Origin of the sequence: Levilactobacillus spicheri DSM 15429 (genome assembly GCF_001435095.1) — a bacterium.
Classification (GTDB): domain Bacteria; phylum Bacillota; class Bacilli; order Lactobacillales; family Lactobacillaceae; genus Levilactobacillus; species Levilactobacillus spicheri.
In genome coordinates, this window is sequence record NZ_AZFC01000002.1 from 1 (window position 1) to 24966 (window position 24966).

Below are 24966 nucleotides of genomic sequence, written 5' to 3' on the forward strand. Positions count from 1 at the left end.
CCGTTCAAGGTACCGAACAAAATCAAATGTTGCTGCGTCTGGTGCTAGAGCCATTGACAACGCCCCTTTTTCAGTGTAGAATTCATACTGAAAATGCTTGATTCATGTAATCTTTCGGTGAGTTCTGACGGCCAAGTCAGGACTCTTTTTTTATGCCATAGTTTCATCGATCGACGACCTCCAATCCGCTTGTGAACATTTCAAATGGCTCATGACCACGCCTCTTAATGACAGCAATTTGTTTATTCGACTTACCGTAAACGTCCGGCTTGAGCTCTACCACTTTGCCAACGCCAGCCGATACCATCTTGACGCCTGCGGCATACGTATCTTCGTAGCTAACCTTGTCGCCAACGCTAATTTTCATGCTGATCCTCCAATCCGAAGAAGTTTTTCCAAAATGGTGCCCATCCGCCGGCACGTACCACTGACTTACGTAGCTGATAACCAGCTGAGGCAATCAACACAATTACTGTTAGCCAGAAGGCTAGAAAGCCAACTAGCAGGTAAACTTCATTCATGTGGATCATTCCTTTCCGTGTATACGTTCTTAACCCTATTGATTTACCAAGATTCTAAAGCTATTGATTCCTCCTTAGTATTCTTCGTTCCAAACTTGATACCGGATGGCAAATTCTTTAACAATTGCTGTGTAAATCTCAATCAGTTTCTTGTCATGAGCAATCACATCAACCTTTGTTGTATTCTTGCGCTGAGTTTTTGAAGTCCCTTCCTCAGCCATTCGACGTCTCAAGTTGGTTAACCGTGTCTTAAGTGATACCCCACCTCGCCGATCTACTTCGTCGTAGATGTCGTTGCGAGTCATCTTGTATGATTCACCTGTGTTACCTTGCTGACGTGCAATCTTACTAATGAGGTGTGATGTCTCATTCCGCCAGTCCATGGTAGACGTGGCAACAATCTCACTAACACCATCAATTTTGTTTTCGAGGCGGTGTTGGGTACGTTCGCTAGCTGCTAGCTTATCCACAACGCCTTGCATGAATTGAAGTTCCGGTGACAATCGTGTCGTATCTAATTGGGATCGCATGTCGAAGTAGTTATCAACTAATTGGTCATAAATCTCCCACGCCTTATCATCTTCAAGGATTTTGAGCAGTTTGCTGTAACCCCGTTCGGATAAGAGATAAGCATTTACTAACCGATTCCAAGCATTTTGAGTGAATCCAAATTCGTTATGGCTCAGACCCATAACGGTTTTTAAGTCGATAATGTCAACGCCATCTTTAAATCGCTTGCGGTTGTCGTTAATTCTTCGATTGATCTCACCAAGTGGTTGGTCATGGATATTCGCAATATCTTTAACCAGCATGGCCTTCTTGTCTTTACCGAAGCCACCTTCAATTCCAGTGAACTCGTACTGGCCGATGTGTTCGCGACCGATTACTTTTAGCTGATTCATAATTAGTCCTCCTTAATGTCAAATTCACTAATCATGCTAATGATTAATGCAGTAGCCTTTGGACCTTTTGCTTTTCCGCTAACAACTTGTTGAATCCATTGCGGAGTTTTGCCAAACAGTATTCCGGCCATACGATAAGTAATACTTTTTTCTGTCATATAATTCTTAACTGCCTTACGTCCCGGCTCAGTATCTAACAATAAAAACATCTCCTTTTATAAAGTAATTTATCAAGCAATGTTGACTTATTTTTAGACTTAGTCTAAAATGAGTGCATACGAAATAAGCAATATAAAACCTACTACCACCGCAATCCCTCGCCAAAGTTATTGTTTTGGTAGGTGTGTTTTTTGTTGCTTGATTACTTGATGAATTAATAATAAGCCTTAGTCTAAAAATAGTCAACTTTTATTTAGCCTAAGTCTAATTAATTTGTCATTGATTGGGAGAAATTACCGATATGACAACGTTAGATAGAATTAAAAAAATTTCAAAAAAACGCGGTTTTAGCTTAGTTCAAGTTAATGATAAAGCTGGTTTGGGAAAAAACACTATATATTCTTGGAAAACTAAAGAACCAAGTATTAATAACCTGAAGGCAGTTGCCCACGTTCTAAACGTATCTGTTGAATATTTACTAGGTAATACTACAGACGAGTCAATCCCAAGTGAGCCCAAACGGGTAGACCTCGCAGATGATGATTACATCATGACCTATCAAGGCAAGCCTATTCCCGAGGAGGATATGGAGTATATCAAACGTATCCTAAATGGTGGAAAGGACTGATCGTCTTTGAACATTTACATCAAGAGATTAATGCAGTATGCATGGGATAATGGCATTTCTTGTGTTTTAACAGATAAGATGAACGAACACACCCCATCATCCGCTCAGCCCAAAAACAAAATAATTCTCATTAATCTTAACTGGTACAATCAATCGGAAATTATTTTTCAAATGGCTCATGAAATTGGTCACGTAATCAATAATGATGAGGGCGTCTTGTACTATTCAAGTTTCAGTAATAAATCAAGTTATGAACGAAACGCTAATCTTAAAGCACTAGATATCCTTATACCAATTTATTTAGATATTATTGGTGATTACAATAGCGATAGCGTTTTCCCGTTTATGGAAGCCTTCTGCATCCCAAATCGTTTAGAGAACGATGTGTTAAATGCCTTTCGAAATAGTATTTCAAAACAAGCAAATTAAATCTACGCCCAACAATCTGATTGGCGTTAAAAGCTGTACATATCTAGGGAGGATATATTTATGAAAAAGATTGGATTAGTTTTGGGATTAGTCATTCCAATTATGATTGCACTTCCGGTTGATGCGAAAAACGCAAGGCGTATTTCAGTAAAGACCGCATCTTCCATTCCTACGAGTACACACAGTCTAAGCGGTAGAGCAACAAAAAAGTCACATATTAAGTTGGTAGTTGGAAAACATGTGCTGGGGAAAACTAACGCTAACAGTCTTGGAAAATTTAAGATTAAGTTGAAACATCGTCTGAGCTTAAATAAGAAATACTATCTAATTGCTTCCAAAAAAGGCTATAAACAAAGCAAAGTTCTGATTTCTTTATATAAAGTCGAAAAAAACAAAAATGTAAAAAACGCCACTTCAAATATTAAAATTCCTTCGCCAACTACTTCCAGTTCAAACGGCGCATCAAAACCAAACACGCCAAAATATGTTACTAGTCCTGGGGGGAAAGTAACTGAATCGGCATCCGCACCATTTGAAAATGGTTTGCCACATAGTGATGGTGATGTTTGGTATGTTACATCTGGGAGTACAGTTACAGCTATGTACAAGTATTCTAATGGATCGTGGAATCTAATACTTTCTGATTCTACTTCGGCACCAACTACTGCTGATTCCGGTTCTAGTAAACCCATTATTAATAAAAATCAAAGCAAAATAGACGATATTAATACTAAGATTTTAAATATAAAACAGCAAATTAATTCCATGTCCCCCAATGTTCAGGCACTTACATTCAATACGGGCAACTCTATTGATAGCTTAAAAGAAGATGACTATTCTCTTGTTTCTGAAATAGCCGAGTACAGGAGATCACAGGATCGTGATGCCTTTATGATAGTTAACCATGATACTTCCCTGCTTCAGAGAAATAGAAGAACTATATCCGATTATGAAGATGCAGTGTCTGCCGCTAATGGTGACGTGCAGGGATACATTGCAAAGTATCATCAGCTGGAAGCCAATTTAAGCATACTAAATAATCAGCTTTTGGCTTTAAAATAACAAAAAAGCGCACCCCGTCTCCGCCAAGATAATGGGTGCGCTAAACATATATCGAGTAAAGCCCTAAGACTTTTACTCGTTCATTTTAACTGAGAAAGGAACGATGTTCAATGGCAAGCATTAGTAAACGTGGGAAAATGTGGCAAGTCAGAGTTAGTTTTAAAGATGCCAATGGTACTTTTAGAACAAAGAATAAAAGCGGATTTAAGACAAAACGTGAAGCCGAAGCCTATGCAAATCAAGCAGAAGTTGATCGCGACTCTGGCACATTAGTTGTTGAAAAATTTTCCGATTTTCCTGATTATTTTTGGAAATGGTTTGAAACCTATAAGCAAGGAACTGTACGTGAAAGAACTGAGCTCACTTATATACAGGCCCACAACATATTGAAAGAATTTTTTTCTGGCGTCTCTATTTCTGACATTGACCGTGAAAAGTACCAGCTTTTTATTAAAAAATACGGTAAAAATCACGCAAAGTCTACTGTATCAAAAATGAACTCACTATTTCATGCCTGTGTAAAAGACGCACTTTATGATGGCGCAATAAAAAGAGATTTTATCACAAATATTGCGATCAACTACAACAAAGATAAGACTCGCAAGGTTCAGTATCTCAGCGTAACCCAACTAGAACGACTTCTGAATTACTTATTTAAAACTCGTAATCCACACTTTACCTCTAAATACATGATTATAACCGCCCTAGTAACCGGGCTACGTCCGGGCGAGATTCAAGGATTGAGGTGGCAAGACATTAATGCTAACTTCAATACGATTACTGTTACCCAATCATGGAATGAGACGAACAAGGACTTTCAAGAGCTTAAAAATGAGTCATCCCACCGAACAATCAGAGTTAACAATTGGCTTTTAGACCTACTAGATGAGTTGCCAAAAAACGATAAGCTAAATAGAATATTTGTTAACCAATACAAAACTATTCCCACCTCATCAGCTATAAACAAAACCTTGCGAGACTCACTTAAAGCGAATGAAATTGACTTAGCCGGATTCCATTTTCACTCTTGCCGACACACTCACGTTGCTTATCTTCTATCCGAGGGAAACGATCTGTATGCCATATCTAAACGTCTAGGCCACAGCGACATTACCATTACAGCGAAAGTTTACGCTTATTTAATCGATGAGTATAAGGCAAAAACGGATAATCAAATTGTTACCTCTTTAGATTCACTGCTCAATAATCCCCAGCCCAATAGCAGTGAAGCCAATTCGTAGCCGTGCAAATGTGTGCAAAATATGTGCAAAATGCTTTTATTTTCTCCTACTTTTTAACGAGTTATAAAAAATAGGAACCTCGCTAAATGTTGATTTAACGGGATTCCTATTTTTTATTATACTTCTTACGCGGTTTAAAAAGGAGAGTACAGGATTTGAACCTGCGCGCCGGTATTAGCCGGTTCGCCGGATTTCGAGTCCGGTGCATTACCACTCTGCCAACTCTCCAAGTGATTACTTAATCTATTCTACCAATAATGGCTATAAATGCAAGCCCCAATTGTCTTAGATATGACGTTGGGACAAGGCTAAGGGGTCAAACGGATCGATCCACTGCGGGTCCGCGCTAATCAATGCCAGGGGCACGATGTTAGCGGCATCCAACTTGGCCGCCAACAACTGCTTATCGTAACGAATCGCCGTGGCAATTTCCCAATCGACCCATTCGGACTGCCAGGTATCCCGACTGATGACGATCAGGATCTGGCGCGCCTGTTTGATCAGGCGCTGCGCCTGCCGCTTCTGCTCGCGTTGCTTCCGCCCCGTGGCCGGTAAGTCGGTTAATTGCTCGTGAAATTCAACGGCCGGATAATCCCAGTTGTCCGCGCTACGCCGTTGTAGCTGAAGTTGAAAGGCCTTGGCTAATGGATCGTGAGGCTGGTAACTTATCAGTAGTTTTCCCATGACGCAGCTTCCCTTCTTAATCGATTACCCTCTCAGTATACCAGTTCCAAACGACAATTGGATGACAGCCACATTCATTTCTTATTAATATTATACGACTAAATTGATTTAGGCCACCGACAATCCTGTTTACCGCCTGATTCAAAAAGCTCGCGACTATTCTCCATCGTGTTAAGCATAATCCACGGTAAAGATTATGATGAAAAGTAAATTCCTAGCGTATTAGTTGTTACACTGAATTAAAGGACGAACGGTCGGGACAGTCCCGCCCTCCGGCACCCATGGTATACTCACGGTGGCTTGAGGGTAAGGCAATTTACCACGGCCATTCTGCTGCTAATGGCTGCTTACGACGTGCATCGTGAGCAGTTTTTTTGGCGTCTTAAAAGCGGGCCTGGAGAAATTTCCAGACCCGCCCGTATTAATCTAGTAGCGCTTAGCGCGGAAACGGCCAAGCGATTGCGAGGCTTAGTAAGAAAATCCCCACAATGGCCACCGCGTGCCAGCGCTTGTTCTTCACAAAGATCGCGATGTATTCCCGTAAAACGGCGTTGGGCAAGAAGAAACCGGCCGTTCGCGAGCCCACGCCGTCCATCTTCAGCCCCACCTGGCGGGCGATCATCCCCGCCCGCAACGTATGGTAATTATTGGTCACGAAGATGGCTCGTGGGGCCGTCGCGCCCGTCGCCGCCATCAACGCCCGACTGAATTTCAGATTCTCAAAGGTGGTCCGGGACTGGGTCTCCGCCAATCCGTCGGCCACCGGCAGGCCCTGGCTCAGGGCATACTCCAACATGGCCTGCCCTTCCGGCTTCGTCTCGTCGGGGCCCTGCCCGCCGGAAAAGATCATCTTCGCCGGATGACCGGTCTTGGCCAGCTGCCGGTGATAGAACTTGAGCCCCCGGTTGATCCGCTGCTGTAACAGGGGGGAAACCTCATCACCATTTAACAGCCCCGCTCCCAGCACAATGATGTAGTCCTGGCGCCACTTCGGGTGGTTAAACTGGTAGACCACCAGCATGGTCAGATAATTGTAAAACCAAAAGCCCACGTACAGGATGAACAGGTTGGTGAAGGCCACCAAAAACGTGTCGACCGGTTGGGGCAAAAACCGCCCCGCCAGATGGTTCACCACGGGCAAGAACAAAATCCCCAGCCCTAGAAGCAACGTCAGCATGTTGGCCAACGTGTGCTGCTCCCGCCGCCAAACAATCCAGGCGTTCCACAGCAGGAGGAAGGCCTGCAACGCAAAGACCACCCCGATCAGCACGAGCACCCCCACGAAGGCGACCAGGCTCACGCCAATCAAAAGGCCATTATTGGTGCCCAGAATCGTCACGGCTAGGGCTGCCAACAACGAATAGAACATGGCCGAGAACCACAGGCCGTTACTCAAGCGACACTTGTCCCGCCAATAGCGCCAGGCAAACACCCCACCAAAAAAGAGGGGCGCCGCCCAGACCCAATACATCACCGTGGGAATGACGATGCCGTCATTTTCCATACTTTTCTCCTCCCGTCACTCACGAAATCCGTTACTTTGAGCATAGCACACTTCTACCTCCTGATGATGGTGAAGGCCCGCAAATAATTGGCCACAAAAAAAGGCCGCCCGACCTGAACCGAGCGACCTGAGGGATTCGCGTTTTAGTAGTTCATCAGACTGAAGACATCGTAGCCCTTCAGTTGATCACGACCGTGTAAGGCGTCTAATTCGATCAGGAAGGCGGTCCCGACGACGACCCCACCCAAGTCTTCAACCAACTTGATGGTGGCGCCAATGGTCCCCCCCGTTGCTAACAGGTCATCGGTGACCAAGACCCGTTGGCCGGGCTTAATGGCGTCCTTGTGCAGGTACAACGACGACGTCCCGTATTCCAGGTCATAGCTGGCCTTGACCGTTGCCCGGGGCAACTTGCCTTCCTTTCGGGCTGGGGCAAAGCCCACCCCGAGTTCATAAGCGACCGGGCAACCCACGATGAAGCCCCGCGCTTCGGGACCCACGATCATTTCGACGCCCTTGTCCTTGGCGTATTGGACGATCTGGTCGGTGGCGGCGTGGAACGCCTCACCGTCGGCCATTAATGGCGAGATATCCCGAAAGATGACCCCCTTTTCTGGGTAGTCCGGAACGCTCGCGATATATTTGGTAAAATCAATTGCCATAACTTTTAATTAGCTCCTTTATTTTCGATCCATGAGTCCCTGGAGACGCTGAGTTAAGGCTGCCGGTGGACAGGTCAACAGGTCCTCTTCGGTCTGCATCTGCTGCTGGCGGAGCTGGTAACTCGGCGCGGCCGTTAGATCCTTATGGTCCGGCTGGGTGACCCCGTCCATGATGCCGTGGGCAATCGACACAAACCCACACTCAAAGAATACCTGAATCATGAAGATCAATTGTGTCCGCGGAATTTGGATAAACGTACTTAATTGCGTCAATTGGTGACCCACGTCGACGTGTTGGTGTGTTGCAACGAACTTAAACAGTTTAGCATATTGTGACCGAGTTGGCAGCCCTAAACGTGAAAGACTTTCTTTTTGGTACAGATAAGCCGTGATTCGGGCGGGTTGCAGCTGCGTGACCACGGTCGTCAGATCGGCGGTCAGGTCGGGACAATCGACTAAGTAGACCGGGCTATCAGCGGCCAGCGGCGTCAGTGGTTGCCCGCTATAGAGCAGTGCCGTCGCCGTATCCGGCAAGTGGTCCGCCAACTGCCGGTAGACGTTCTCGTGGAAGAACACGTAGGTCCCCGGCTGGGTGAACATGGCCTGGTGCAGGCGATTGGTGCGTTCAACGACCACGGTCGGCGCCTGCGCACTCAGGTCCTTGACCATCACCTGCAACGAGTGCCGGCCCTGCCACACGTTATCCTCGAGGGTGCCCAGGACCGCCACGTGGTCGGCCTGGGTCAGCTCGTCAGCCTGCTTGCCCGCGCCAAACGCGATGGCGTTCAGCCGCGTGGTACCGGTCTGGAGCTGAAACTTAAGGTGATCGCCCGTTTTGCCGATGGCCTTGACTCCCGTGACCTGCTCGGGCGCAAAGGCGAACAGCGGCTGGGCGTTATCCGTGCCGAACGGTGCCAATTGGGCCAACTCGTGGTACAGGTTCATCGTGGCCGCGGGCACCGCCAACGTGGCCGCCACGGTCAGTTCACTGGGCCCTTGGTCGGCCAGGTGCTGGTTTGCTGCCTCCTGGTCGAGAGCGTCGGCCAGCGCCGTCAGGTTCTCTGCCGGCACCGTGAGCCCCACGGCCATGTGGTGCCCCCCGAAGGCCGTCATCAGGTCCCGGTGACCGTCCAGGGCTTCAAAGAGGTTGAACGCCTCCACGCTACGACCGGAGCCCTTGGCCCGGCCCTCCGCGTTGACGTTGACCACCAGCGTCGGTTTCCCGGTTTGTTCGACCACCTTACTAGCCACGATGCCAAGCACGCCTTCGTGCCAGTCGTGGCCACTAATAATCAGGGCCAAGCGGTCCCGGTGATCGGCATCTTCGGCCTGCGCCAACGCCGCCGTACTGATCTGGGCGACCAGGTCCTGCCGGCGCCGGTTCTCCTGTTCGGTCTGGTGCGCCAGCGTCTGGGCCTGGGATTCGTCGAGGGTGGTTAACAACTCAACGGCCGGACTGGCATCCCCCAAGCGTCCCAGGGCGTTCAACCGCGGGGCGAGGCCGAACCCAATCGACTGTTCCGTGATCTCTTCAGGATGGATCCCCGCTTCCTTGATCAACGCCTGCAGGCCGGGACGTTCGTCCTGTTGCAGGAGCTTCAGGCCGAAGTACACCAGGACCCGGTTTTCGTCCACCAGGGGCACCAGGTCCGCGACCGTCCCAATGGCCGCCAGGTCGAGCAGGTCTTGCGGAATCTCCTCACGCAGGGCCTGGGCCACCTTAAAGGCCACTCCCGCCCCGGAGAGCCCACCGAACGGGTACTCCGCTCCGGGGAACCGGGGATGGATGATGGCGTACGCAGCGGGCAACTCTTGGGGCAATTCGTGGTGATCGGTCACGACCACGTCGACGCCCGCTTCGTTCGCCGCCGCGATGGCTTCGTTCCCGGCGACCCCGTTATCCACGGTCACGAACAACTGGGTCCCGGCGGCAATCAACTTCTTAAAGGCCGCCACGTTGGGCCCATAGCCGTCCGTAAACCGGTTCGGGATATAGTAGTTGACCTGCGCCCCCAGCATCGTCAGCGTCTCGTACATGATAGCCGTGCTGGTGACCCCATCCGCATCGTAGTCACCGTAAATCGTGATCTGTTGTTCCGCCGCAATGGCGTCCTCGATGCGTGTAATCCCCTTTTGCATATCGTGCAGCAAGAGCGCATCGTGCAACTGCTCTGGACCGGGTTGTAAGAAGGCCTGGACCGCATCCGGTGTCGTCTTGCCCCGGTTGATGAGAATCTGGGCCACAATCGGTGAGATCTGGCTGGCCTGGGCCAGCGCCTGGGCCTCGGCCGATGGCTGGTCGACGTGGTGGTTATTCCAACGGTATTGTGCCGCAATCATCAACTTTTCACCCCTTCTAAAATGGTTAAAGAGTGATGTCAGCGGCACCACTCTTTAAGGTTCGTTTCACTATTTAGCTGCCAGTTGCCGCTTCAATTCGGCGTTTTCTTGTTCCAACGCCTGAAGTTGCTTTTCCTGTTGTCCCACCACTTGCTTCCCGTGGGAATTCTGCAGGCGCTTCTTCAACTGGTCATTTTCGGTCGTCAAGGCGGTCAGCTGCGCCTGCGTACTTTGTTCTAATTCTTTGTACGCCCGGTTATGCTGAACGTTGGTGATCGTTGAGAACAGGATCACCAGCACCGCACCAATCAGGATGGACACCAAGAGGATCAGGATCAACGGCCAGCGCACCGTGGTGAAGCCAAACGATACCGGCACCGATTCAACGTTCAGGATGGCAAAAACCGCCACCACGATGACCAACAAAATCGTTAAAATAATCCGCCACTGATTCTTCATACGTGCGTCGCCTCCGTGACCTTCCGAAATACAACGGGAACCTCATCAAAATCCTTCATGACCCGGGTGTTCTTAAAGACCTCCCGCGCCTGATGCTGCAGCTCGTTCGCCAGCTTACCCGTGTACCGGGCCGAGATGTGGTTCAGTAAGAGCTGCTTGACATGCGCCCGCTTGGCCAACTCGGCCGCTTGGATGTTCGTCGAGTGATAGTAGGCCCGGGCCAGCTTGCCCTCACCCTTCGCAAAGGTGCTTTCGTGGACCAGGACGTCGGCATCCTGTGCCAAGGCCACCTCGTTAGCCGTCTGGCGCGTGTCACCTAAGATGGCAACGATCCGGCCGGGCTGACTCGGTCCCAAGAAGTCCTGACCGTTCAACGTACGGCCGTCCGGTAACGTGACCGTTTGACCGGCCTTCAACTGCCCGTAAACGGGTCCCGAGGGCACTTGTTGTTCGCGAAGCTTCTCCACCATCAGCTCACCCGGATGGGCCTTCTCCTCGACCCGATACCCAAAGCAGGTGATCTTATGGTCCAGGTGACGGGCGTACACCTTAAACTTCGGGTCTTCAAAGACCAACCCGTCGTCCGTAATCTCTTGGTAGTGAATTTTATAGGAGAGTCGGGTCTGGGAGACGCGCATGCTGACCTCCACGAAGTCCCGAATCCCCTTGGGTCCATAAATCGTCAGGGGACCCTCGCCCCCCTGAAACGACCGGCTACTCAGCAAGCCGGGCAGCCCAAAAATATGGTCCCCGTGCAGGTGGGTAATAAATATCTTATCAATCTTCCGCGGCTTCAACGTGGTGCGCAGAATCTGATGTTGCGTGGCTTCCCCAACGTCGAACAACCACACGGAATTACGCTCGTCTAACAAACGTAACGCCGTGCTGGTCACGTTCCGAAACTTTCCTGGTGAACCCGCGCCCGTTCCTAAAAATTCAATTTCCATATTTTTTTCGTTCCAATCTATCGATTTAAAGTCCGTCCACTATTTTAGGGGATTTTCGCCGAAATCGCAACTTTTGGCTTTGCGGCACCCCCCGAACCAATTTTGTTGGGGTTCCGTCCGAAAATTCGGTATAATTAACTTAGCCATATTGGCCAATCTGGTGTTCTGGGAGGTGGCACAATGCGTTTGATCGACTTTAACCGGTCAACGATCGACCTCGATCCGCAGCTCCAACTGTTCTGGGAAACGACGCCGACTAAGCGCCCCCTGACGGATCTGCAGGTCGTCGATCAACAGTTGCGCTTTTTAAGCACCGGCGGTCGGCCACTGACCCTGGACCAATTCCGTGCCCGGGTCCAGCGCGTCGCCCCGACCACGCCCCTCTTCACGGCGGGACCCCCGCCTCAGCGGCTTTACGGGTACCGACTCGTCGCCCATCAGATTCTCCTCGGCTGACCTTGAAAGGAGTCATTATCATGCGAATTCAGCGTTCACTCGTCTTAGCGGGGCTAGGGCTGCTGGCCTTGGGCTTGGCCGGTTGCCAAAGTACCGCTAAGCACAGCAGTGCCAGCTTTAAAGATAGTCAGTCTTCGACCAAGACCTACCACGCGGCCAAACCCGACGCGGCGGTCACGGCCTCCTCATCATCAAAGATTGCCCAGACCTATCAACCGCGGGCCGCACAGACGCAGGCCAAGGGGTACGTCAAATCCGGAAAGCTCCAACAAAAGGGGCAGTACACCTTCGATAAGGTCGGCACCAAGCTCACCTTGACGCGGGTGCACGCCCTGAACCAGACCATCAAAAGCGGCCAGCTCACGTACCGGGTCACCAGCGTCCGGCTGATCAAAAACGTGGCCGAAAATGACCAGGCTAAGCGCATGGCCGCCCAGGCGCTCAACCTCGCCGAGATCAAGAGTCCCTACTACACGTTACAGGTCAAGTTTACCATCCTGAATCGCGGTAAGCGGGCGGTGACCACCGACGGCATCAAGGCCATTCAACTGGGGAATCATCAGCGGCTGACGGCGGCGAACCAGCTCAGTGACGCCAGTGCCGGAAAAACCATCCCGGCCCACCGGCAACTGGCGACCTTCGCGACCGGGCTTGCCGGACAGGAGACACAGCCGACCTTCACCCACGTCAAGCTTGCGTTTGCGGGTGGCTACGACCAACGCCAACACCAACTGGTCAAGCCCAGCGGCTGGCTGATTGTGGACCTTTCGTAAACCGGCTCGCCACGCGATTCTGTCAAGAGTCGCTATCAATCACCTAAAACGCGTCACAAAGGGGGTTGTGGATTCGTCCACAACCCCCTTTTTACGGCTTGCTTAAGCCATGTATTCGAACGAGAAGTCGTCGATCTGAACGGTATCACCGTTCTGTGCACCCTTTTCACGCAGCGCGTTGTCGACGCCCATCCCCCGCATTTGCCGGGCAAACCGCAACAGACTTTCGTCGTGGTTGATATCGGTCATCTTGAACAACGTCTCCAACTTGTCGCCACTCAGGATCCAGACACCATCGGTATCCCGTGTGATGGTAAAGTCTGGCTTCTGCTGGAAGTCGTACTCGGCCGTCTTGACGGTCTCGGCTTCCTTGACCGGGAACTTCGGCGTCTGGGCCAGCACTTCGGCCGTGCGTTGCAGCAACGGCGTCAGGCCCTGGTGCGTCAGCGTCGAAATCGCAAAGATCTCGGGCTTCTCCGCCAACAGCTCGTCTTGGTCCAGGTCCGCCTTGAACTGCTTCAGGTTTTCTTCGGCGTCCGGCATGTCCATCTTGTTGGCCACCACGATTTGCGGCCGCTTCAGGATGTCCGGGTCGTAGGCCTGTAACTCGTGGTTGATCTTCTCAAAGTCATCGTACGGATCACGGCCTTCAACGCCGCTCATGTCGATCACGTGCAGGATGACCCGGGTCCGCTCAACGTGCCGCAAGAACTGGAAGCCCAGTCCGATTCCCTTAGCCGCCCCTTCGATCAGACCGGGTAAATCGGCCATCACAAAGTCCTGACCATCGGGTAAGCGCACCATCCCCAGGTTCGGGACCAGCGTCGTAAAGTGGTATTCGGCGATTTTCGGCTTGGCACTGGTGACCGTCGACAACAACGTCGACTTCCCCACGGATGGGAACCCGACCAGCCCGACGTCGGCCAAGACCTTTAACTCCAAACGAACTTCCATTTCTTGTCCGGGTTCCCCGTTTTCGGCGATTTCGGGAGCCGGGTTCTTCGGCGAAGCAAAGTGGGTATTGCCGCGGCCACCCCGGCCACCGTGCGCCACGATGACGGAGTCGTCCGGGGCGACCAAGTCACCCACGACGGCCCCGGTCTCATTATTGATGACCGTGGTGCCTTGCGGGACTTGCACGATTAAATCATCGGCCCCGCGACCCGTCATCGATTTGATGGCGCCGTTGCCACCATTCTTGGCCTTGAACTTCCGTTGGTACCGGAAGTCCATCAGCGTCCGGAGCCCTTCGTCGACGACGAACACGACGTTACCGCCGCGACCACCGTCGCCACCGGCCGGACCACCGTTCGGCACAAATTTTTCTCGCCGGAAGGCAACCATTCCGTTACCACCGTTTCCGGCCTTAACATTAATTTTTACTTGATCTACAAAAGCCATCGTTATTTCCTCATTTTCTAGCGGCCTGCCCACGGGGCGACCACTGTGTCTCTTACCCTGACGCCCAACGACACGGCCATTGCTGGCACCGGTCGCGGAACGTCTCGCTTAGCCAGTATACCGGCAAACGCGACGGGCGTCAAAGATTAGTCGGCGTCCGGGGATTCTTGACCTCGGCCGTGACCTCCGCCTGCAGCGTCACGTGGATGGTCGACGCCACGGTCTTACTGATCCCCAACTTCTGCAAGTCCTCGACCGCCGCTTCGCTGATTCGCTTGGTCGACCCGAACTTGCGCAACAGCTTGTTGCGCGTCTTCGGCCCCACCCCGGGGATCTGATCCAGCCGGGAACTCAGCGAGTGCTTGGTGTGGACCTGCCGGTGGAAGGTAATCGCGAACCGGTGCACCTCGTCTTGAATCCGCTGGACCAGGTAAAAGCCCTGGCTCTTCGGATCAAGGTGAATGTGGTGGTCGTCGCCCCCGTACAGGAGGTCCGCCGTCTTATGGTGGTCGTTTTTGACCATCCCCGCCACGGGAATGTGCAGATCTAGCTCGTTTTCCAGCACGTCCTTGACGGCGTTCATCTGGATGTCGCCCCCGTCCATCAGGATCAGGTCGGGCATGGCGGCATGTTCCTTGAGCAGACGGGTATAGCGCCGCCGAATGACCTCCATCGTGCTCGCCGTTTCATCGGCGTGGTCCACCGTCCGCAGCTTATACTTCCGATACAATTTCTTATTAGGTTGCCCATCGACGAAGACCACCATGGCCGAGACCAGGTCGGCCCCCTGAATGTGCGAGTGGTCGAAGGCCTCGATCTTGTGGCCCGGGGCGATTCCCAGGGCATCGGTGATCTCTTTCATGGCCCCGGTCGTCTTGCTTTCGTCTAACTCCAACAACCGGAACTTTTCTTCCAACACCAGCCGGGCATTCTTCCCCGCCATCTCCAGCAGGTCGCGCTTCGTTCCCCGTTGCGGGGTCCGAACGGGCACGTGCAGCAGGGCCTCGATCATCTCGCCATCCAGACTCTTGGGCACCAGAATCTCCCGCGGCAGCACCGTATTCTTGCGTTGATAAAACTGTACGATGAAGCTGGCCAACTCTTCTTCGGCCGTGCTGACCACGGGGAAGAGCCGTTTTTCGCGCTTCATCAGCCGGGCCTGGCGAATGAAGAAGACCTGAATCGACAACCAGCCCTTATCCAGGTAAAAGTTGAAGATGTCCCGGGGCGTGTTGTCGTTCGAAATGATCTTCTGCTTTTCCACCGTTGCGTCGATGTAGCGAATCTGGTCGCGCAAGTCCGCCGCCCGCTCGTATTCCAGGTCGGCCGCTGCGGCCTCCATGCGCTTATGGAGCGCCTTTTCGGCGTGCCCGGTGTTCCCGTTCAGAAACGACTTGATCTGCCGAATCTGCCGCTCATAATCGGCCTCTGGGACCTCTTTGAAGCAGGCCCCCAAGCATTGACCCATGTGGTAGTACAGACACGGCCGGCCCTGATACCCGGTGCACCGGCGGAGCGGGTAGACCTTTTGTAAGAAGTGAATGGTCTCCTCGGCCGCGTAAACGTTCGGGTAGGGCCCGAAGTAGTAGCCCCCGTCCTTCTTGATCTCACTGACCAGGAGGAGCTGCGGGTCCCGCTCGTGCGTGATCTTAATGTACGGGTACCCGGTCCCCCGCTTCAGCTTGATGTTGAAGTAGGGCTGATGCTTCTGAATCAGCGTGATTTCTAACAGAAAGGCTTCCTTGTCGGTCGAGGTGATAATGGTCTCGAAGTCCCGAATCTCACTGACCAGCTGGGCCGTTTTTCCCGTATGACTGCTCTTAAAGTAAGAACGTACCCGGTTCTTTAGATTTTTGGCCTTCCCCACGTAGATGATCTGACTGTTCAGGTTCTTCATCAGATAGCACCCCGGCATGTCGGGTAACAAAGCCAACTTATGTTCCAAATATTCCGTCGCCACCGTGCGTCCCTCCAATTCTGAATGACCGAACGGTGGTCACCTCGCGACCGCCTTTCGGTTAAATTTGCGTTCCCTGAATCCGCCGCGAACGGGGGAAACCTCCCCGTCCGGCGCATAATTAGCCTATAAAGTATAAGCCGAATACCTGTTTGGTGCAAGCAATCACCCCGCCGACTAACGGCGATAAATGACAAACGGGCTGAGTTCTGCTATGATAACTGAAAAAGGTAGGGAGGTGGCTGCATGGCTCTCAAAGTAAAACGTCAAGATGACTTGGACTCCATGTTTGGCAAGTTCGCCCAAATGGATCCTAAGGACGCCAAGCGGGACAAGTTCCTGAAGCGCGCCGACGAACACAAAAATGACAAACGGCCGAAGGATCTCATCAAGGCTGACCAAGACAAGCACGACGAACAGAAGTAACTGAATAACCAAAAAGCGTTCCTCACCGGTAGCTGGTGGGGGACGCTTTTTGTCTTACGCTTGCTTATGGTAGCCGTTGGGGTAACGGTCATTCAGCCGCTGAATGTTTTGTTGGGCGACCTCATCAAAGTCGATATCCGCCCACTGCGCGACCTGACTCAGGTACCAGAGGACGTCCCCCATTTCCTTGACCAGGGCATCGTGGTCGAGGTCCTGGCCGTGGAAGGTATACCGCTTGACCAGTTCAACGACTTGTCCCGTCTCACCGGCCAACCCTAAGGCACAGTTGGTCAAGACCTGTTCGTTGCCGTAAAGCGTGCGGTTCGCTGCTTTTTGATACTCGTTGAATTCCACGTTTATTCCTCCCCAAAGGCTTGTTGTTCGATCCACTGCCATACCGCATCCTTGCCGTCCTTCTTGGGTGCGGAGAACAGCACGATGTTATCGGTATTGGGCAGGCCTAACGTTTTCTTGATCTGACTGATGGTCTGGTTCCACTTGCCCCGCGCCACCTTGTCACTCTTGGTCGCCACGATCAAGGTCGGCAGCTGGTAATAGGCCAACCATTGATACATCTGTACGTCGTCGGCGGTCGGCGCGTGCCGGGCATCGATCAGCGACACGACTCCTTTAAGTTGGTCGCGTTGCGTCAGATAGGTCTCAATCATCTGGCCCCACTTTTCCCGTTCGGTCTTCGAGACCTTGGCGTACCCGTAACCGGGAACGTCCACAAAGTAAAGTTGATCCTCCACATTGTAGAAGTTCAGGGTCTGGGTCTTACCGGGCTGACTGGATGTGCGGGCGTATGAGCGCCGGTTGATCAACACGTTGGTCAATGACGATTTCCCAACGTTTGAGCGGCCGACCAGGGCGATCTCGGGATAACCGGTCGTCGGGTACTGGCTCGGCTGAACCGCGCTCATAACGAGTTCTACGTGATGTACTTCCATTCCTGTGTGCCATCCTCTCCAAAATATCTTTCATCATTCTAACACAGAACCCGGCTGCATACGGCCATCAGTTTAGCCGCCGACCACAAGAATCCGGTTTAAACCGCGTCAGTCCGGGCTCAAAATTTTCCATAAAAAAGACGGCCAGTCCTTCAACTGGTCGTCTAATAAGCGTCTTAATGATTTATGAAGCCTTCTGATCCTTTAAAACCAGTTCTGGTTCGGCATGATCCGTCACCGTTTCCGCGGTAATGATGACCTTGGCCACGTCATGCCGACTTGGCAAGTCGAACATAATATCGCGCATCACGGCTTCGATGATCGACCGCAGCCCCCGGGCACCGGTGTTCCGGGCGATGGCTAACTTCGCCATTTCCCGTAACGCTGCCGGCTGGAACTCCAGTTGAACGTCATCTAAGGACAGCAGCTTTTCGTACTGCTTGACCAACGCGTTCTTGGGTTCCGTCAGGATGCGAACCAGGTCGTTCTCGTCCAGCTTTTCCAGGGCCGTCAGGATTGGCAGCCGCCCGATGAATTCGGGAATCAACCCGAACTCCAAGAGGTCTTCCGGAATCACGTGTTGCATCAGGCTGTCACCCGAAGACAAGACTTGCTTTTCTTCGGTGTCGGCGCCAAACCCAATCGTCTGGTCACCTAACCGGCGCTTAACGATGTCTTCAATGCCGTCAAAGGCCCCACCCACGATGAACAGGATGTTCGTGGTATCGATCTGAATGAACTCCTGTTGGGGATGCTTCCGGCCACCCTGAGGCGGCACGTTGGCAATGGTGCCTTCCAAAATCTTCAAGAGGGCTTGTTGAACCCCTTCACCGGAGACGTCCCGCGTAATCGAGACGTTTTCGGCCTTCTTAGCGATCTTATCGATTTCATCGATGTAGATGATTCCCTTTTCCGCCCGGTCAACGTCGTAATCGGCGTTTTGCAGCAGCTTCAACAGGATGTTCTCCACGTCTTCCCCCACGTACCCGGCTTCCGTCAGGGTCGTGGCGTCCGCGATAGCAAACGGTACGTTCAAGATCTTAGCCAGGCTTTGCGCCAGGTAAGTCTTCCCCGAACCGGTAGGCCCGATGACCGCAATGTTACTCTTCTGCAGTTCCGGACCGCCATCGTCCTTCGCCATCTCATTGACCCGCTTGTAGTGGTTGTACACCGCTACCGACAGGGTCCGCTTGGCTTCCGTTTGGCCAATCACGTAGTCGTTCAACGTCTTGACGATGTCCGCCGGCGTTGGCACCTCTAAGGTTTCTTGTGCGGCGCTTTGGCTAAATTCTTCATCGATAATTTCTTTACAGAGATCGATGCATTCGTTACAGATGTAAACACCTGGCCCCGCGACGATCTTCCGTACTTGATCTTGGGTCTTCCCGCAAAAAGAGCAGGTCACTGGGCCATTCGTTTCGGTGTTTTCAAACAATAAACTCACCCTTTCTCTCCGGGCTATCGCCCCAGTATAATTCCTTGGTCAGTTTGCCTGTTCAGTGAACCAGGCACTCCCATCATTGATGTACTATACCACAGTTCCGACCGTTAGAGAATTAATCCGCCTTCAGGCCACGCCTGAAGGCCGCCAAAGAAAAACCGGGATAACTAGTGTCATCCCGGTCAAAAACGCTTGCTAGGCTCAATCGGCTTAGTCTTCAGCGTCCTTCTTCTTGTCTTGCTTTGCAGAGTCGGCAATCAAGTCAACGGCGGCCTTGATGGCGATATCATGCTTCAGCATGTCATCGGATAAGGCGCTCCGGACGGCACTTTCTTCCATCCCGTATTGACCAGCTAAGTCCTTGACTTCGGCCTTCACTTGGTCTTCCGTTGGTTCGATCTTCTCGGCTTCAACAACGGCTTCCAGAACCAAGTTCGTCTTGACCCGCTTTTCGGCACCGTCAGCGAATTGCTTCCGCAAGTCGTCTTCCGTGGTCCCAGTCAGCTGGAAGTACATCTTTGGTTGGATCCCTTGTTGTTGCATGTTGGCCAGGTATTGGTCCATTTGACGATCGATGTCGTCCTTGATCATGGCTTCTGGAACGTCAGCGATTTCGGCGTTGTCAACAGCTTCGCTGATGGCTTCGTCTTCGATGGCGTCGTGAGCGGCCGTGGTCTTTTGTTCCTTCAGACGATCCTTGGTCTTGGCTTGTAATTCTTCAAGGCTGTCCACGTCTTCGTCGACGTCCTTAGCGAATTCATCGTCCAATTCTGGTAATTGCTTTTCCTTAACTTCGTGAATCGTCACCTTGAAAGTGGCTTCCTTGTCACGTAAGTCTTCGGCTTGGTAATCCTTCGGGAAGGTCACCTTAACGTCCACGTCGTCGCCAGCCTTGTGACCGATCAATTGGTCTTCGAAGCCAGGGATGAAGGAGTTAGAGCCTAATTCCAAGGAGTAGTTGTCGGCCTTACCGCCGTCGAACTGCTTGCCATCAACGTAACCGTCGAAGTCAATCACGACCGTGTCACCCTTAGCGGCTGGTTCGTCTTCCTTCAGGACCAATTCAGCTTGTTGTTGACGTTGCTTTTCTAATTCAGCGTCAATGTCCTTTTGGTAAACCCGCGTGTTTTGCTTGGTAACACTCAAGCCCTTGTAGTCGCCTAACTTAACGTCGGGCTTAACCGTCACAACGGCCTTCAAGACCCAGGCCTTACCCTTGTCCATGGATTCAACATCCACTTGGGGTTGGTCAACGGGTTCGATTTCAGTTTCCTTGATAGCTTGTTCGTAAGCATCTGGTAACACGATGTTTAAAGCATCTTGGTATAAGGCTTCTTCACCGTACATTTGGTCAAAGATTTGACGTGGCACACGACCCTTACGGAAACCAGGGACAGCCAGGTTCTTCTTAGTACGTTGGAAAGCTTTGTCCAAGCCTTCTTTAATCTTATCAGGCGCAATTTCAAAGGTTAATTCCCCTTTAGTTGCTTCCTTTTTTTCCCACTTTGCAGCCATTGTATTCCCTCCGAAATGAAAGATATTACTATTTACAATTCTAGCAATTGCATACTGTCTTAGTGTACCTTAACCGTTGCCAATTGTAAAATAGTTTTTGCTGAAAAGCCGTGGTGCACGGGCACTTTCCCGCTGAATCTCTTGAAATTTCACAAGAGCTCCCCCACGGTTTCAAGCAAAGAAAAAGGGACCGAAAAGCATCGCTTTTCAGGCCCCTTTTTGTGGTACGTCTAATTAACCGAGGTTAAATTAGTCGTCAATTTCCGTAACGGTACCGGCACCAACGGTGTGGCCACCTTCACGAACAGTGAACTTCGTACCCTTTTCAATGGCAGCTGGTTGGATCAGTTCAACAGTGAACGTCACGTTATCACCAGGCATAACCATTTCTACACCATCAGGCAATTCGATAACACCAGTGATATCAGTGGTGTGGAAGTAGAATTGTGGACGGTAGTTGGAGAAGAATGGCGTATGACGGCCACCTTCTTCTTTGCTCAAGATGTAGACTTCACCCTTGAACTTTTCGTGCGTTTGGATCGAACCTGGCTTAGCCAGAACTTGACCACGAACGACTTGTTCACGGTTGATCCCACGAAGTAAGGCACCAACGTTATCCCCGGCTTCACCAAGGTCCAACGTCTTCCGGAACATTTCCAAACCAGTAACGGTCGTCTTCAATACGTCGTCGTGTAAACCAACGATTTCGACTTCGTCACCAATCTTAACAGTCCCACGGTCGATACGACCGGAAGCGACAGTCCCACGACCAGTGATCGTGAAGACGTCTTCAACAGGCATTAAGAATGGCTTTTCGTTGTCACGTTCTGGCGTTGGGATGTAGTCGTCAACGATGTCCATTAAGTGCAAGATAACCTTTTCTTGTTCTGGGTCGCCTTCAAGAGCCTTCAAAGCGGAACCACGAACAACAGGAATATCATCACCAGGGTAATCGTATTCGGACAGCAACTCACGAACTTCCATTTCAACTAAGTCAACCAATTCGTCATCGTCAACTAAGTCGGTCTTGTTTAAGAAGACAACGATGTAGTTAACACCAACTTGGCGAGCCAGCAAAATGTGTTCACGCGTTTGTGGCATAGGACCATCGGTTGCGGCAACAACCAAGATAGCACCATCCATTTGAGCGGCACCAGTGATCATGTTCTTGATGTAGTCAGCATGTCCTGGGGCATCGATATGCGCGTAGTGACGCTTTTCCGTTTCGTATTCAACGTGGGCGGTGTTGATCGTGATACCACGTTCACGTTCTTCTGGAGCAGCATCGATATCTGCGTAATCTTCGGCCTTAGCTAAACCTTTGTCAGCCAATACCTTAGTGATTGCAGCAGTTAAAGTCGTCTTCCCATGGTCAATATGGCCAATAGTACCAATATTTACATGGGGTTTAGTTCTTTCATAATGTTCTTTTTCAGCCATTAATGAAACCCTCCTGTATTTTATCGTAAGAATGTTTAACTTTCAGACGAAAATTAATCACTCTTTGCGTAAAATTATACTACTTCTTCCCTGAAAGGGAAAGCTGGAACCCTTCCAAAAAAGAATCCTTGACTAGTATATCTGCTCGCGATTTATTTGTAAACTAAAAAATCATTAATTTTCGGACTTTTCCCCATTTGCAGCGGCAAATAGCGTTTCCAAATGCTTAGCCAAGCGACTTTGCCAAGTTTTAATTTGGTTGACCGCCGATTCTGGAAGTGACTGATCAAGGGGTCGACCCGCGAGCCAATCGACCCAAGCCCGGGGATGGGTTACAATTTTATCGGCAAAAGGATACAACATCATCAGTTGTAAGTTGAGCGTTTGCCGAACGTTTGCGGCCAATCCCGGATTATTTTGAGCAATCTGCTCCTGGAGATACGTCAGAGCTTGCTGGGCAGCTGAACCGGCAAACACCCCTTCCAATTGCGCGGTCGAGACGGTGTGTTGTTGCTCATCCAGCCAATGCACCTGCACAGTCATTTTAACACGTAATCGGAAAAGTTCCTCTAATAACGTCGCCCGCAGCAACGGATGTAAAAACGGATCGACCAGCAGGTACTGCGTCCCCTTGAGAAAATCCGCCAGGGGCAATTGGTGCGCCCGGAGTAGCCGCCGTTGCTGCTCGCGCAACGGAACGTCACCCAGGTGATAAAATTGCTTGGCAATCACCCGCTGCGTCGCGGCCAACGCCGTTTGCGCCCGTTCCTCGGCCGTCACGATGCGTGGCAATTCCTGGGCTTGCCAGGACGCGGCCTGTGGAAGCGCGCATAACTCGCGGGCAAAGATAAATTGCTGATTCTGTAACGCGATGGTGATGCGCCAGGTGAACCACTCGGCGCTCACCAAATAAGCCCCGTCATTTTCAGCGGCAATCTGCTCAGCGGCTAAGAATTGTTGGTCGTGGTAGAGACTGACCGCCAGATACCGGTTCAATTCGGGACGTTGATCCGCCTGGTACAGCGTCGTAAAGGCCGCACTCGCCTGAGACCACTTTTCGGCGTTAAAGGCCGCCAGGGCCGTTTCAAAGGTCGGAGTCACCCGACCGCCTCCTTTCAGGGTGCGAAAATGGACCGGCCTTCATACGAAGGTCAGTCCACTTGCTAAAACCGTTCATTCATTAAGCTTGTTGGTCCGTGTTCGCCGTGGCGTGCTTGGCAGAACTGTGCCGCCGCCGACGGTGATTCCGGGACTTGTGCGCGGGCTGGTTCGCCGCGTTGGCGTCTTTGGGCGCCTTCTTCTGTCCCTTCGTCTGGTGGGTCTGCTTACTTGCTGGTTGCGCGGGCTGGCTGGCCTTCGTCGCCGTCTTGCTCTTCCCTGAGCGCCGGTGATGTTGGTTGACCTCCATGATGACGGGCAAGATCACGGGCCGGCGATGGGTCTGCTCGAACAGGTAGTGGCTGAGATGTTCCCGGACGTCCTGCTTCAAGTGTCCCCAATCGAATTCCTTATTGTCCAGATTATTCTGCACCGTCTTGCAGATGATCTCGGCGCTCTCGTGCATCAAGTCCTTATTGGCCTTGACGTACACGAAGCCCCGCGACGTGATCTTGGGTTCCGCCACGATCTGTTTCTTCTTCCGGTCAATCGTCACAACGGCGATAAAGATCCCATCGTCGGCCAAGACCTTCCGATCCCGCAGTACGATGTTCCCAATATCACCGACCCCGATACCGTCGATCATGGTGTCGCTCACGTCGATGCCTTCACCCAGGCCCATCTCGCCGTTCGCATACGTCAGCACGTCACCCTTGGCCAGGATAAAGATGTTTTCGGGCTTCATCCCCAGTTCCAGGGCCGCCTGTGCGTGGGCGTTCAACAGCCGGTATTCCCCCTGAATTGGGATCAGATACTTCGGCTTCATCAGGTTCAACATCAGCTGCAGGTCCCGCTTGTAGGCGTGACCCGAGGAATTCAGTTCATCGGAGATGGCCTTGACTTCGCCCCCCGCCCGGTAGATCATGTCCCGGGTCTGCGCCACGGTCGTGTCCATCGCGTGGGATGGCGTGGTCACGATGTAAACCAAGTCACCCGGTTGGATATTCAATTGTTTTTCCTGCTTGTTGGCCATTCGTTGGATCGCCTTGATGGGCTCGCCCATCTTCCCGGTCTGTAAAATCACGGTCTCACCGGGCGCCAACGCGTCCAATTGGTCTGGGGTGACCAGCAGGTCGTCGTCAAAGGACAGCTTCCCCAGTTGCATGGCCGTATTCACGATCTTTTCCAGATCCTTACCGGTCAAGCAGACCTTACGACCGGTCTTAACGGCCGCGTCAAAGACCTGTTGGATACGCAGGATGTTCGACGCCACGCAGGCCACGATGATGCGCCCGTCGCGGTAGTGGAACGTCTCCTCGATCGATTCGGCTAACGTCTGTTCGGAAGCGTTCATGCTAGGGTTCTCGGCGTTGGCGGAGTCACTCAGGAGTGCCAGGACTCCCGACTGCCCAATCGCCCCGAGACGCGCGTAGTCGGTCTGATAACCGGGCTTCGCCGTCTGGTCGAACTTGAAGTCCCCGGTGTAAACGATGCGGCCTTCGTCGGTCTTCAGAACGATCCCCAGGGATTCTGGGATTGAGTGGGTCGTCGCGAAGAAGGAAACCACCACGTCGCCAAAGTCGATTTCCGTCTTTTCATCGATAACGTGAAAATCGTCGTAGTTCTTGACGTTGGGTTCGGCGGCCACGTTGATCTTCGCCAGCGCGATCGTCATCTCGGACCCGAAGACGGGCACGTTAAACTCACTCAAGAAGTACGGTAACGCGCCGATGGCATCGGCATGGCCGTGGGTCAGGAAGACGCCCACGATGCGGTCCTTGTTTTCCCGGAGATACGACCAGTCCGGAATGACCACGTCGATCCCCAATAATTCATTTTCCGGGTACTTTAACCCACAGTCTAAAATGTAAATACTGCCGTTAACGTCGACCGCATACATGTTCTTACCGTTCTCGCGGACACCGCCGAACGGGATAATCTTAATTTTTGCACTCATAAGTTCACCTCAAA

Annotated in this window: 26 protein-coding genes and 1 tRNA gene; 7 read left to right on the forward strand and 20 right to left on the reverse strand. The window is 51.7% G+C overall.

What is annotated here, in order from left to right; translation table 11 throughout:
- Positions 1-163: 163 nt before the first annotated feature.
- The 4 genes from FD37_RS00545 to FD37_RS00555 all read right to left on the reverse strand — a co-directional run bounded on the left by FD37_RS00545 (position 164) and on the right by FD37_RS00555 (position 1623).
- Positions 164-367, reverse strand: coding sequence for a hypothetical protein (locus FD37_RS00545; protein WP_056962737.1), 204 nt, complete (start codon positions 365-367; stop codon positions 164-166).
- Positions 357-521 (reverse strand): hypothetical protein, encoded by a 165-nt coding sequence (locus FD37_RS12715; RefSeq protein ID WP_156652723.1) that lies wholly within the window; start codon positions 519-521, stop codon positions 357-359. Before FD37_RS12715 ends, FD37_RS00545 begins: the two co-directional genes overlap by 11 nt.
- Before the next feature lie 74 nt (positions 522-595).
- Complete coding sequence (locus FD37_RS00550; protein WP_056962739.1) at positions 596-1423, reverse strand: ORF6N domain-containing protein; 828 nt, start codon at positions 1421-1423, stop codon at positions 596-598.
- Between the two features lie 2 nt (positions 1424-1425).
- Positions 1426-1623 carry a hypothetical protein gene (locus FD37_RS00555; RefSeq protein ID WP_056962741.1) on the reverse strand — a complete coding sequence of 66 codons (198 nt, stop codon included), beginning with the start codon at positions 1621-1623 and terminating at the stop codon, positions 1426-1428.
- A gap of 260 nt (positions 1624-1883) precedes the next feature.
- Here FD37_RS00555 and FD37_RS00560 point away from each other — a divergent pair, with 260 nt between their 5' ends.
- The 4 genes from FD37_RS00560 to FD37_RS00575 all read left to right on the forward strand — a co-directional run bounded on the left by FD37_RS00560 (position 1884) and on the right by FD37_RS00575 (position 4942).
- The gene (locus FD37_RS00560; protein ID WP_056962743.1) at positions 1884-2210 is read left to right on the forward strand and encodes a helix-turn-helix domain-containing protein; all 327 of its coding nucleotides are present in this window, start codon (positions 1884-1886) and stop codon (positions 2208-2210) included.
- A 6-nt stretch (positions 2211-2216) separates the two neighbouring features.
- Positions 2217-2639, forward strand: a complete 423-nt coding sequence (locus tag FD37_RS00565) for an ImmA/IrrE family metallo-endopeptidase (protein WP_235807846.1) — start codon at positions 2217-2219, stop codon at positions 2637-2639.
- Between the two features lie 60 nt (positions 2640-2699).
- Positions 2700-3701 carry a hypothetical protein gene (locus FD37_RS12720; protein WP_147007673.1) on the forward strand — a complete coding sequence of 334 codons (1002 nt, stop codon included), beginning with the start codon at positions 2700-2702 and terminating at the stop codon, positions 3699-3701.
- Between the two features lie 110 nt (positions 3702-3811).
- Entirely contained in the window at positions 3812-4942 is a 1131-nt protein-coding gene (locus FD37_RS00575) for a site-specific integrase (protein WP_056962746.1), read from the forward strand.
- Between the two features lie 140 nt (positions 4943-5082).
- Here FD37_RS00575 and FD37_RS00580 read toward each other — a convergent pair.
- The 7 genes from FD37_RS00580 to rnz form a co-directional block, all read right to left on the reverse strand.
- Positions 5083-5170, reverse strand: a tRNA-Ser gene (locus FD37_RS00580).
- 57 nt (positions 5171-5227) lie between these two features.
- Positions 5228-5626 carry a TIR domain-containing protein gene (locus FD37_RS00585; RefSeq protein WP_056962748.1) on the reverse strand — a complete coding sequence of 133 codons (399 nt, stop codon included), beginning with the start codon at positions 5624-5626 and terminating at the stop codon, positions 5228-5230.
- A 436-nt stretch (positions 5627-6062) separates the two neighbouring features.
- Positions 6063-7130 carry a YdcF family protein gene (locus FD37_RS00590; protein ID WP_056962749.1) on the reverse strand — a complete coding sequence of 356 codons (1068 nt, stop codon included), beginning with the start codon at positions 7128-7130 and terminating at the stop codon, positions 6063-6065.
- A gap of 143 nt (positions 7131-7273) precedes the next feature.
- Positions 7274-7792: an adenine phosphoribosyltransferase gene (locus FD37_RS00595; protein ID WP_056962752.1), complete on the reverse strand. Its 519-nt coding sequence runs from the start codon at positions 7790-7792 to the stop codon at positions 7274-7276.
- An 18-nt stretch (positions 7793-7810) separates the two neighbouring features.
- Positions 7811-10132, reverse strand: coding sequence for a single-stranded-DNA-specific exonuclease RecJ (recJ, locus tag FD37_RS00600; protein WP_056962754.1), 2322 nt, complete (start codon positions 10130-10132; stop codon positions 7811-7813).
- A gap of 69 nt (positions 10133-10201) precedes the next feature.
- Positions 10202-10591 carry a LapA family protein gene (locus FD37_RS00605; protein ID WP_045807951.1) on the reverse strand — a complete coding sequence of 130 codons (390 nt, stop codon included), beginning with the start codon at positions 10589-10591 and terminating at the stop codon, positions 10202-10204.
- Positions 10588-11538 carry a ribonuclease Z gene (gene rnz, locus FD37_RS00610; RefSeq protein WP_056962756.1) on the reverse strand — a complete coding sequence of 317 codons (951 nt, stop codon included), beginning with the start codon at positions 11536-11538 and terminating at the stop codon, positions 10588-10590. Before rnz ends, FD37_RS00605 begins: the two co-directional genes overlap by 4 nt.
- Positions 11539-11718: 180 nt before the next feature.
- Between rnz and FD37_RS00615 the strand changes: the two genes are divergently transcribed.
- Together FD37_RS00615 and FD37_RS00620 are read left to right on the forward strand one after the other, a co-directional pair.
- Positions 11719-11994: a hypothetical protein gene (locus FD37_RS00615; RefSeq protein ID WP_056962758.1), complete on the forward strand. Its 276-nt coding sequence runs from the start codon at positions 11719-11721 to the stop codon at positions 11992-11994.
- A 20-nt stretch (positions 11995-12014) separates the two neighbouring features.
- Positions 12015-12767, forward strand: coding sequence for a hypothetical protein (locus FD37_RS00620; protein ID WP_056962760.1), 753 nt, complete (start codon positions 12015-12017; stop codon positions 12765-12767).
- Between the two features lie 102 nt (positions 12768-12869).
- Here the strand turns inward: FD37_RS00620 and obgE are convergent, their stop codons facing one another.
- Together obgE and uvrC are read right to left on the reverse strand one after the other, a co-directional pair.
- A complete protein-coding gene (gene obgE, locus FD37_RS00625; protein WP_056962762.1) occupies positions 12870-14168 on the reverse strand; it encodes a GTPase ObgE in 1299 nt (432 codons plus the stop codon).
- A gap of 139 nt (positions 14169-14307) precedes the next feature.
- A complete protein-coding gene (gene uvrC, locus FD37_RS00630) occupies positions 14308-16128 on the reverse strand; it encodes an excinuclease ABC subunit UvrC (RefSeq protein ID WP_045807956.1) in 1821 nt (606 codons plus the stop codon).
- A 243-nt stretch (positions 16129-16371) separates the two neighbouring features.
- Here uvrC and FD37_RS00635 point away from each other — a divergent pair, with 243 nt between their 5' ends.
- Positions 16372-16551, forward strand: a complete 180-nt coding sequence (locus FD37_RS00635) for an SPJ_0845 family protein (RefSeq protein ID WP_045807957.1) — start codon at positions 16372-16374, stop codon at positions 16549-16551.
- Between the two features lie 54 nt (positions 16552-16605).
- Here the strand turns inward: FD37_RS00635 and FD37_RS00640 are convergent, their stop codons facing one another.
- The 7 genes from FD37_RS00640 to FD37_RS00670 form a co-directional block, all read right to left on the reverse strand.
- Positions 16606-16905: a nucleoside triphosphate pyrophosphohydrolase family protein gene (locus FD37_RS00640; RefSeq protein ID WP_045807958.1), complete on the reverse strand. Its 300-nt coding sequence runs from the start codon at positions 16903-16905 to the stop codon at positions 16606-16608.
- Positions 16906-16907: 2 nt separating this feature from the next.
- On the reverse strand, positions 16908-17501 hold the full coding sequence (gene yihA, locus FD37_RS00645; protein ID WP_045807959.1) for a ribosome biogenesis GTP-binding protein YihA/YsxC: 594 nt from the start codon (positions 17499-17501) through the stop codon (positions 16908-16910).
- A 184-nt stretch (positions 17502-17685) separates the two neighbouring features.
- The gene (gene clpX, locus FD37_RS00650) at positions 17686-18936 is read right to left on the reverse strand and encodes an ATP-dependent Clp protease ATP-binding subunit ClpX (protein WP_147007675.1); all 1251 of its coding nucleotides are present in this window, start codon (positions 18934-18936) and stop codon (positions 17686-17688) included.
- Between the two features lie 216 nt (positions 18937-19152).
- Positions 19153-20457 carry a trigger factor gene (tig, locus tag FD37_RS00655; protein ID WP_045807961.1) on the reverse strand — a complete coding sequence of 435 codons (1305 nt, stop codon included), beginning with the start codon at positions 20455-20457 and terminating at the stop codon, positions 19153-19155.
- Between the two features lie 249 nt (positions 20458-20706).
- Complete coding sequence (gene tuf, locus FD37_RS00660) at positions 20707-21897, reverse strand: elongation factor Tu (protein ID WP_056962764.1); 1191 nt, start codon at positions 21895-21897, stop codon at positions 20707-20709.
- A 174-nt stretch (positions 21898-22071) separates the two neighbouring features.
- Positions 22072-22998: a hypothetical protein gene (locus FD37_RS00665; RefSeq protein WP_225436297.1), complete on the reverse strand. Its 927-nt coding sequence runs from the start codon at positions 22996-22998 to the stop codon at positions 22072-22074.
- 79 nt (positions 22999-23077) lie between these two features.
- A complete protein-coding gene (locus tag FD37_RS00670) occupies positions 23078-24952 on the reverse strand; it encodes a ribonuclease J (RefSeq protein WP_056962767.1) in 1875 nt (624 codons plus the stop codon).
- Between the last annotated feature and the right edge of the window lie 14 nt (positions 24953-24966).

Excerpts from the sequence above, each read along its gene's own strand:
- FD37_RS00635 (WP_045807957.1), top strand. The coding sequence starts at position 16,372 with ATGGCTCTCAAAGTAAAACGTCAAGATGACTTGGACTCCATGTTTGGC.
- rnz (WP_056962756.1), bottom strand. The coding sequence starts at position 11,538 with ATGGAAATTGAATTTTTAGGAACGGGCGCGGGTTCACCAGGAAAGTTT.
- FD37_RS00620 (WP_056962760.1), top strand. The coding sequence starts at position 12,015 with ATGCGAATTCAGCGTTCACTCGTCTTAGCGGGGCTAGGGCTGCTGGCC.
- FD37_RS00670 (WP_056962767.1), bottom strand. The coding sequence starts at position 24,952 with ATGAGTGCAAAAATTAAGATTATCCCGTTCGGCGGTGTCCGCGAGAAC.
- obgE (WP_056962762.1), bottom strand. The coding sequence starts at position 14,168 with ATGGCTTTTGTAGATCAAGTAAAAATTAATGTTAAGGCCGGAAACGGT.
- yihA (WP_045807959.1), bottom strand. The coding sequence starts at position 17,501 with ATGGAAGTACATCACGTAGAACTCGTTATGAGCGCGGTTCAGCCGAGC.
- FD37_RS12715 (WP_156652723.1), bottom strand. The coding sequence starts at position 521 with ATGAATGAAGTTTACCTGCTAGTTGGCTTTCTAGCCTTCTGGCTAACA.
- recJ (WP_056962754.1), bottom strand. The coding sequence starts at position 10,132 with ATGATTGCGGCACAATACCGTTGGAATAACCACCACGTCGACCAGCCA.
- FD37_RS00590 (WP_056962749.1), bottom strand. The coding sequence starts at position 7,130 with ATGGAAAATGACGGCATCGTCATTCCCACGGTGATGTATTGGGTCTGG.
- FD37_RS00560 (WP_056962743.1), top strand. The coding sequence starts at position 1,884 with ATGACAACGTTAGATAGAATTAAAAAAATTTCAAAAAAACGCGGTTTT.
- FD37_RS00550 (WP_056962739.1), bottom strand. The coding sequence starts at position 1,423 with ATGAATCAGCTAAAAGTAATCGGTCGCGAACACATCGGCCAGTACGAG.
- FD37_RS00615 (WP_056962758.1), top strand. The coding sequence starts at position 11,719 with ATGCGTTTGATCGACTTTAACCGGTCAACGATCGACCTCGATCCGCAG.
- tuf (WP_056962764.1), bottom strand. The coding sequence starts at position 21,897 with ATGGCTGAAAAAGAACATTATGAAAGAACTAAACCCCATGTAAATATT.
- FD37_RS00585 (WP_056962748.1), bottom strand. The coding sequence starts at position 5,626 with ATGGGAAAACTACTGATAAGTTACCAGCCTCACGATCCATTAGCCAAG.
- FD37_RS00605 (WP_045807951.1), bottom strand. The coding sequence starts at position 10,591 with ATGAAGAATCAGTGGCGGATTATTTTAACGATTTTGTTGGTCATCGTG.
- FD37_RS00545 (WP_056962737.1), bottom strand. The coding sequence starts at position 367 with ATGAAAATTAGCGTTGGCGACAAGGTTAGCTACGAAGATACGTATGCC.
- tig (WP_045807961.1), bottom strand. The coding sequence starts at position 20,457 with ATGGCTGCAAAGTGGGAAAAAAAGGAAGCAACTAAAGGGGAATTAACC.
- FD37_RS00575 (WP_056962746.1), top strand. The coding sequence starts at position 3,812 with ATGGCAAGCATTAGTAAACGTGGGAAAATGTGGCAAGTCAGAGTTAGT.
- FD37_RS00595 (WP_056962752.1), bottom strand. The coding sequence starts at position 7,792 with ATGGCAATTGATTTTACCAAATATATCGCGAGCGTTCCGGACTACCCA.
- FD37_RS12720 (WP_147007673.1), top strand. The coding sequence starts at position 2,700 with ATGAAAAAGATTGGATTAGTTTTGGGATTAGTCATTCCAATTATGATT.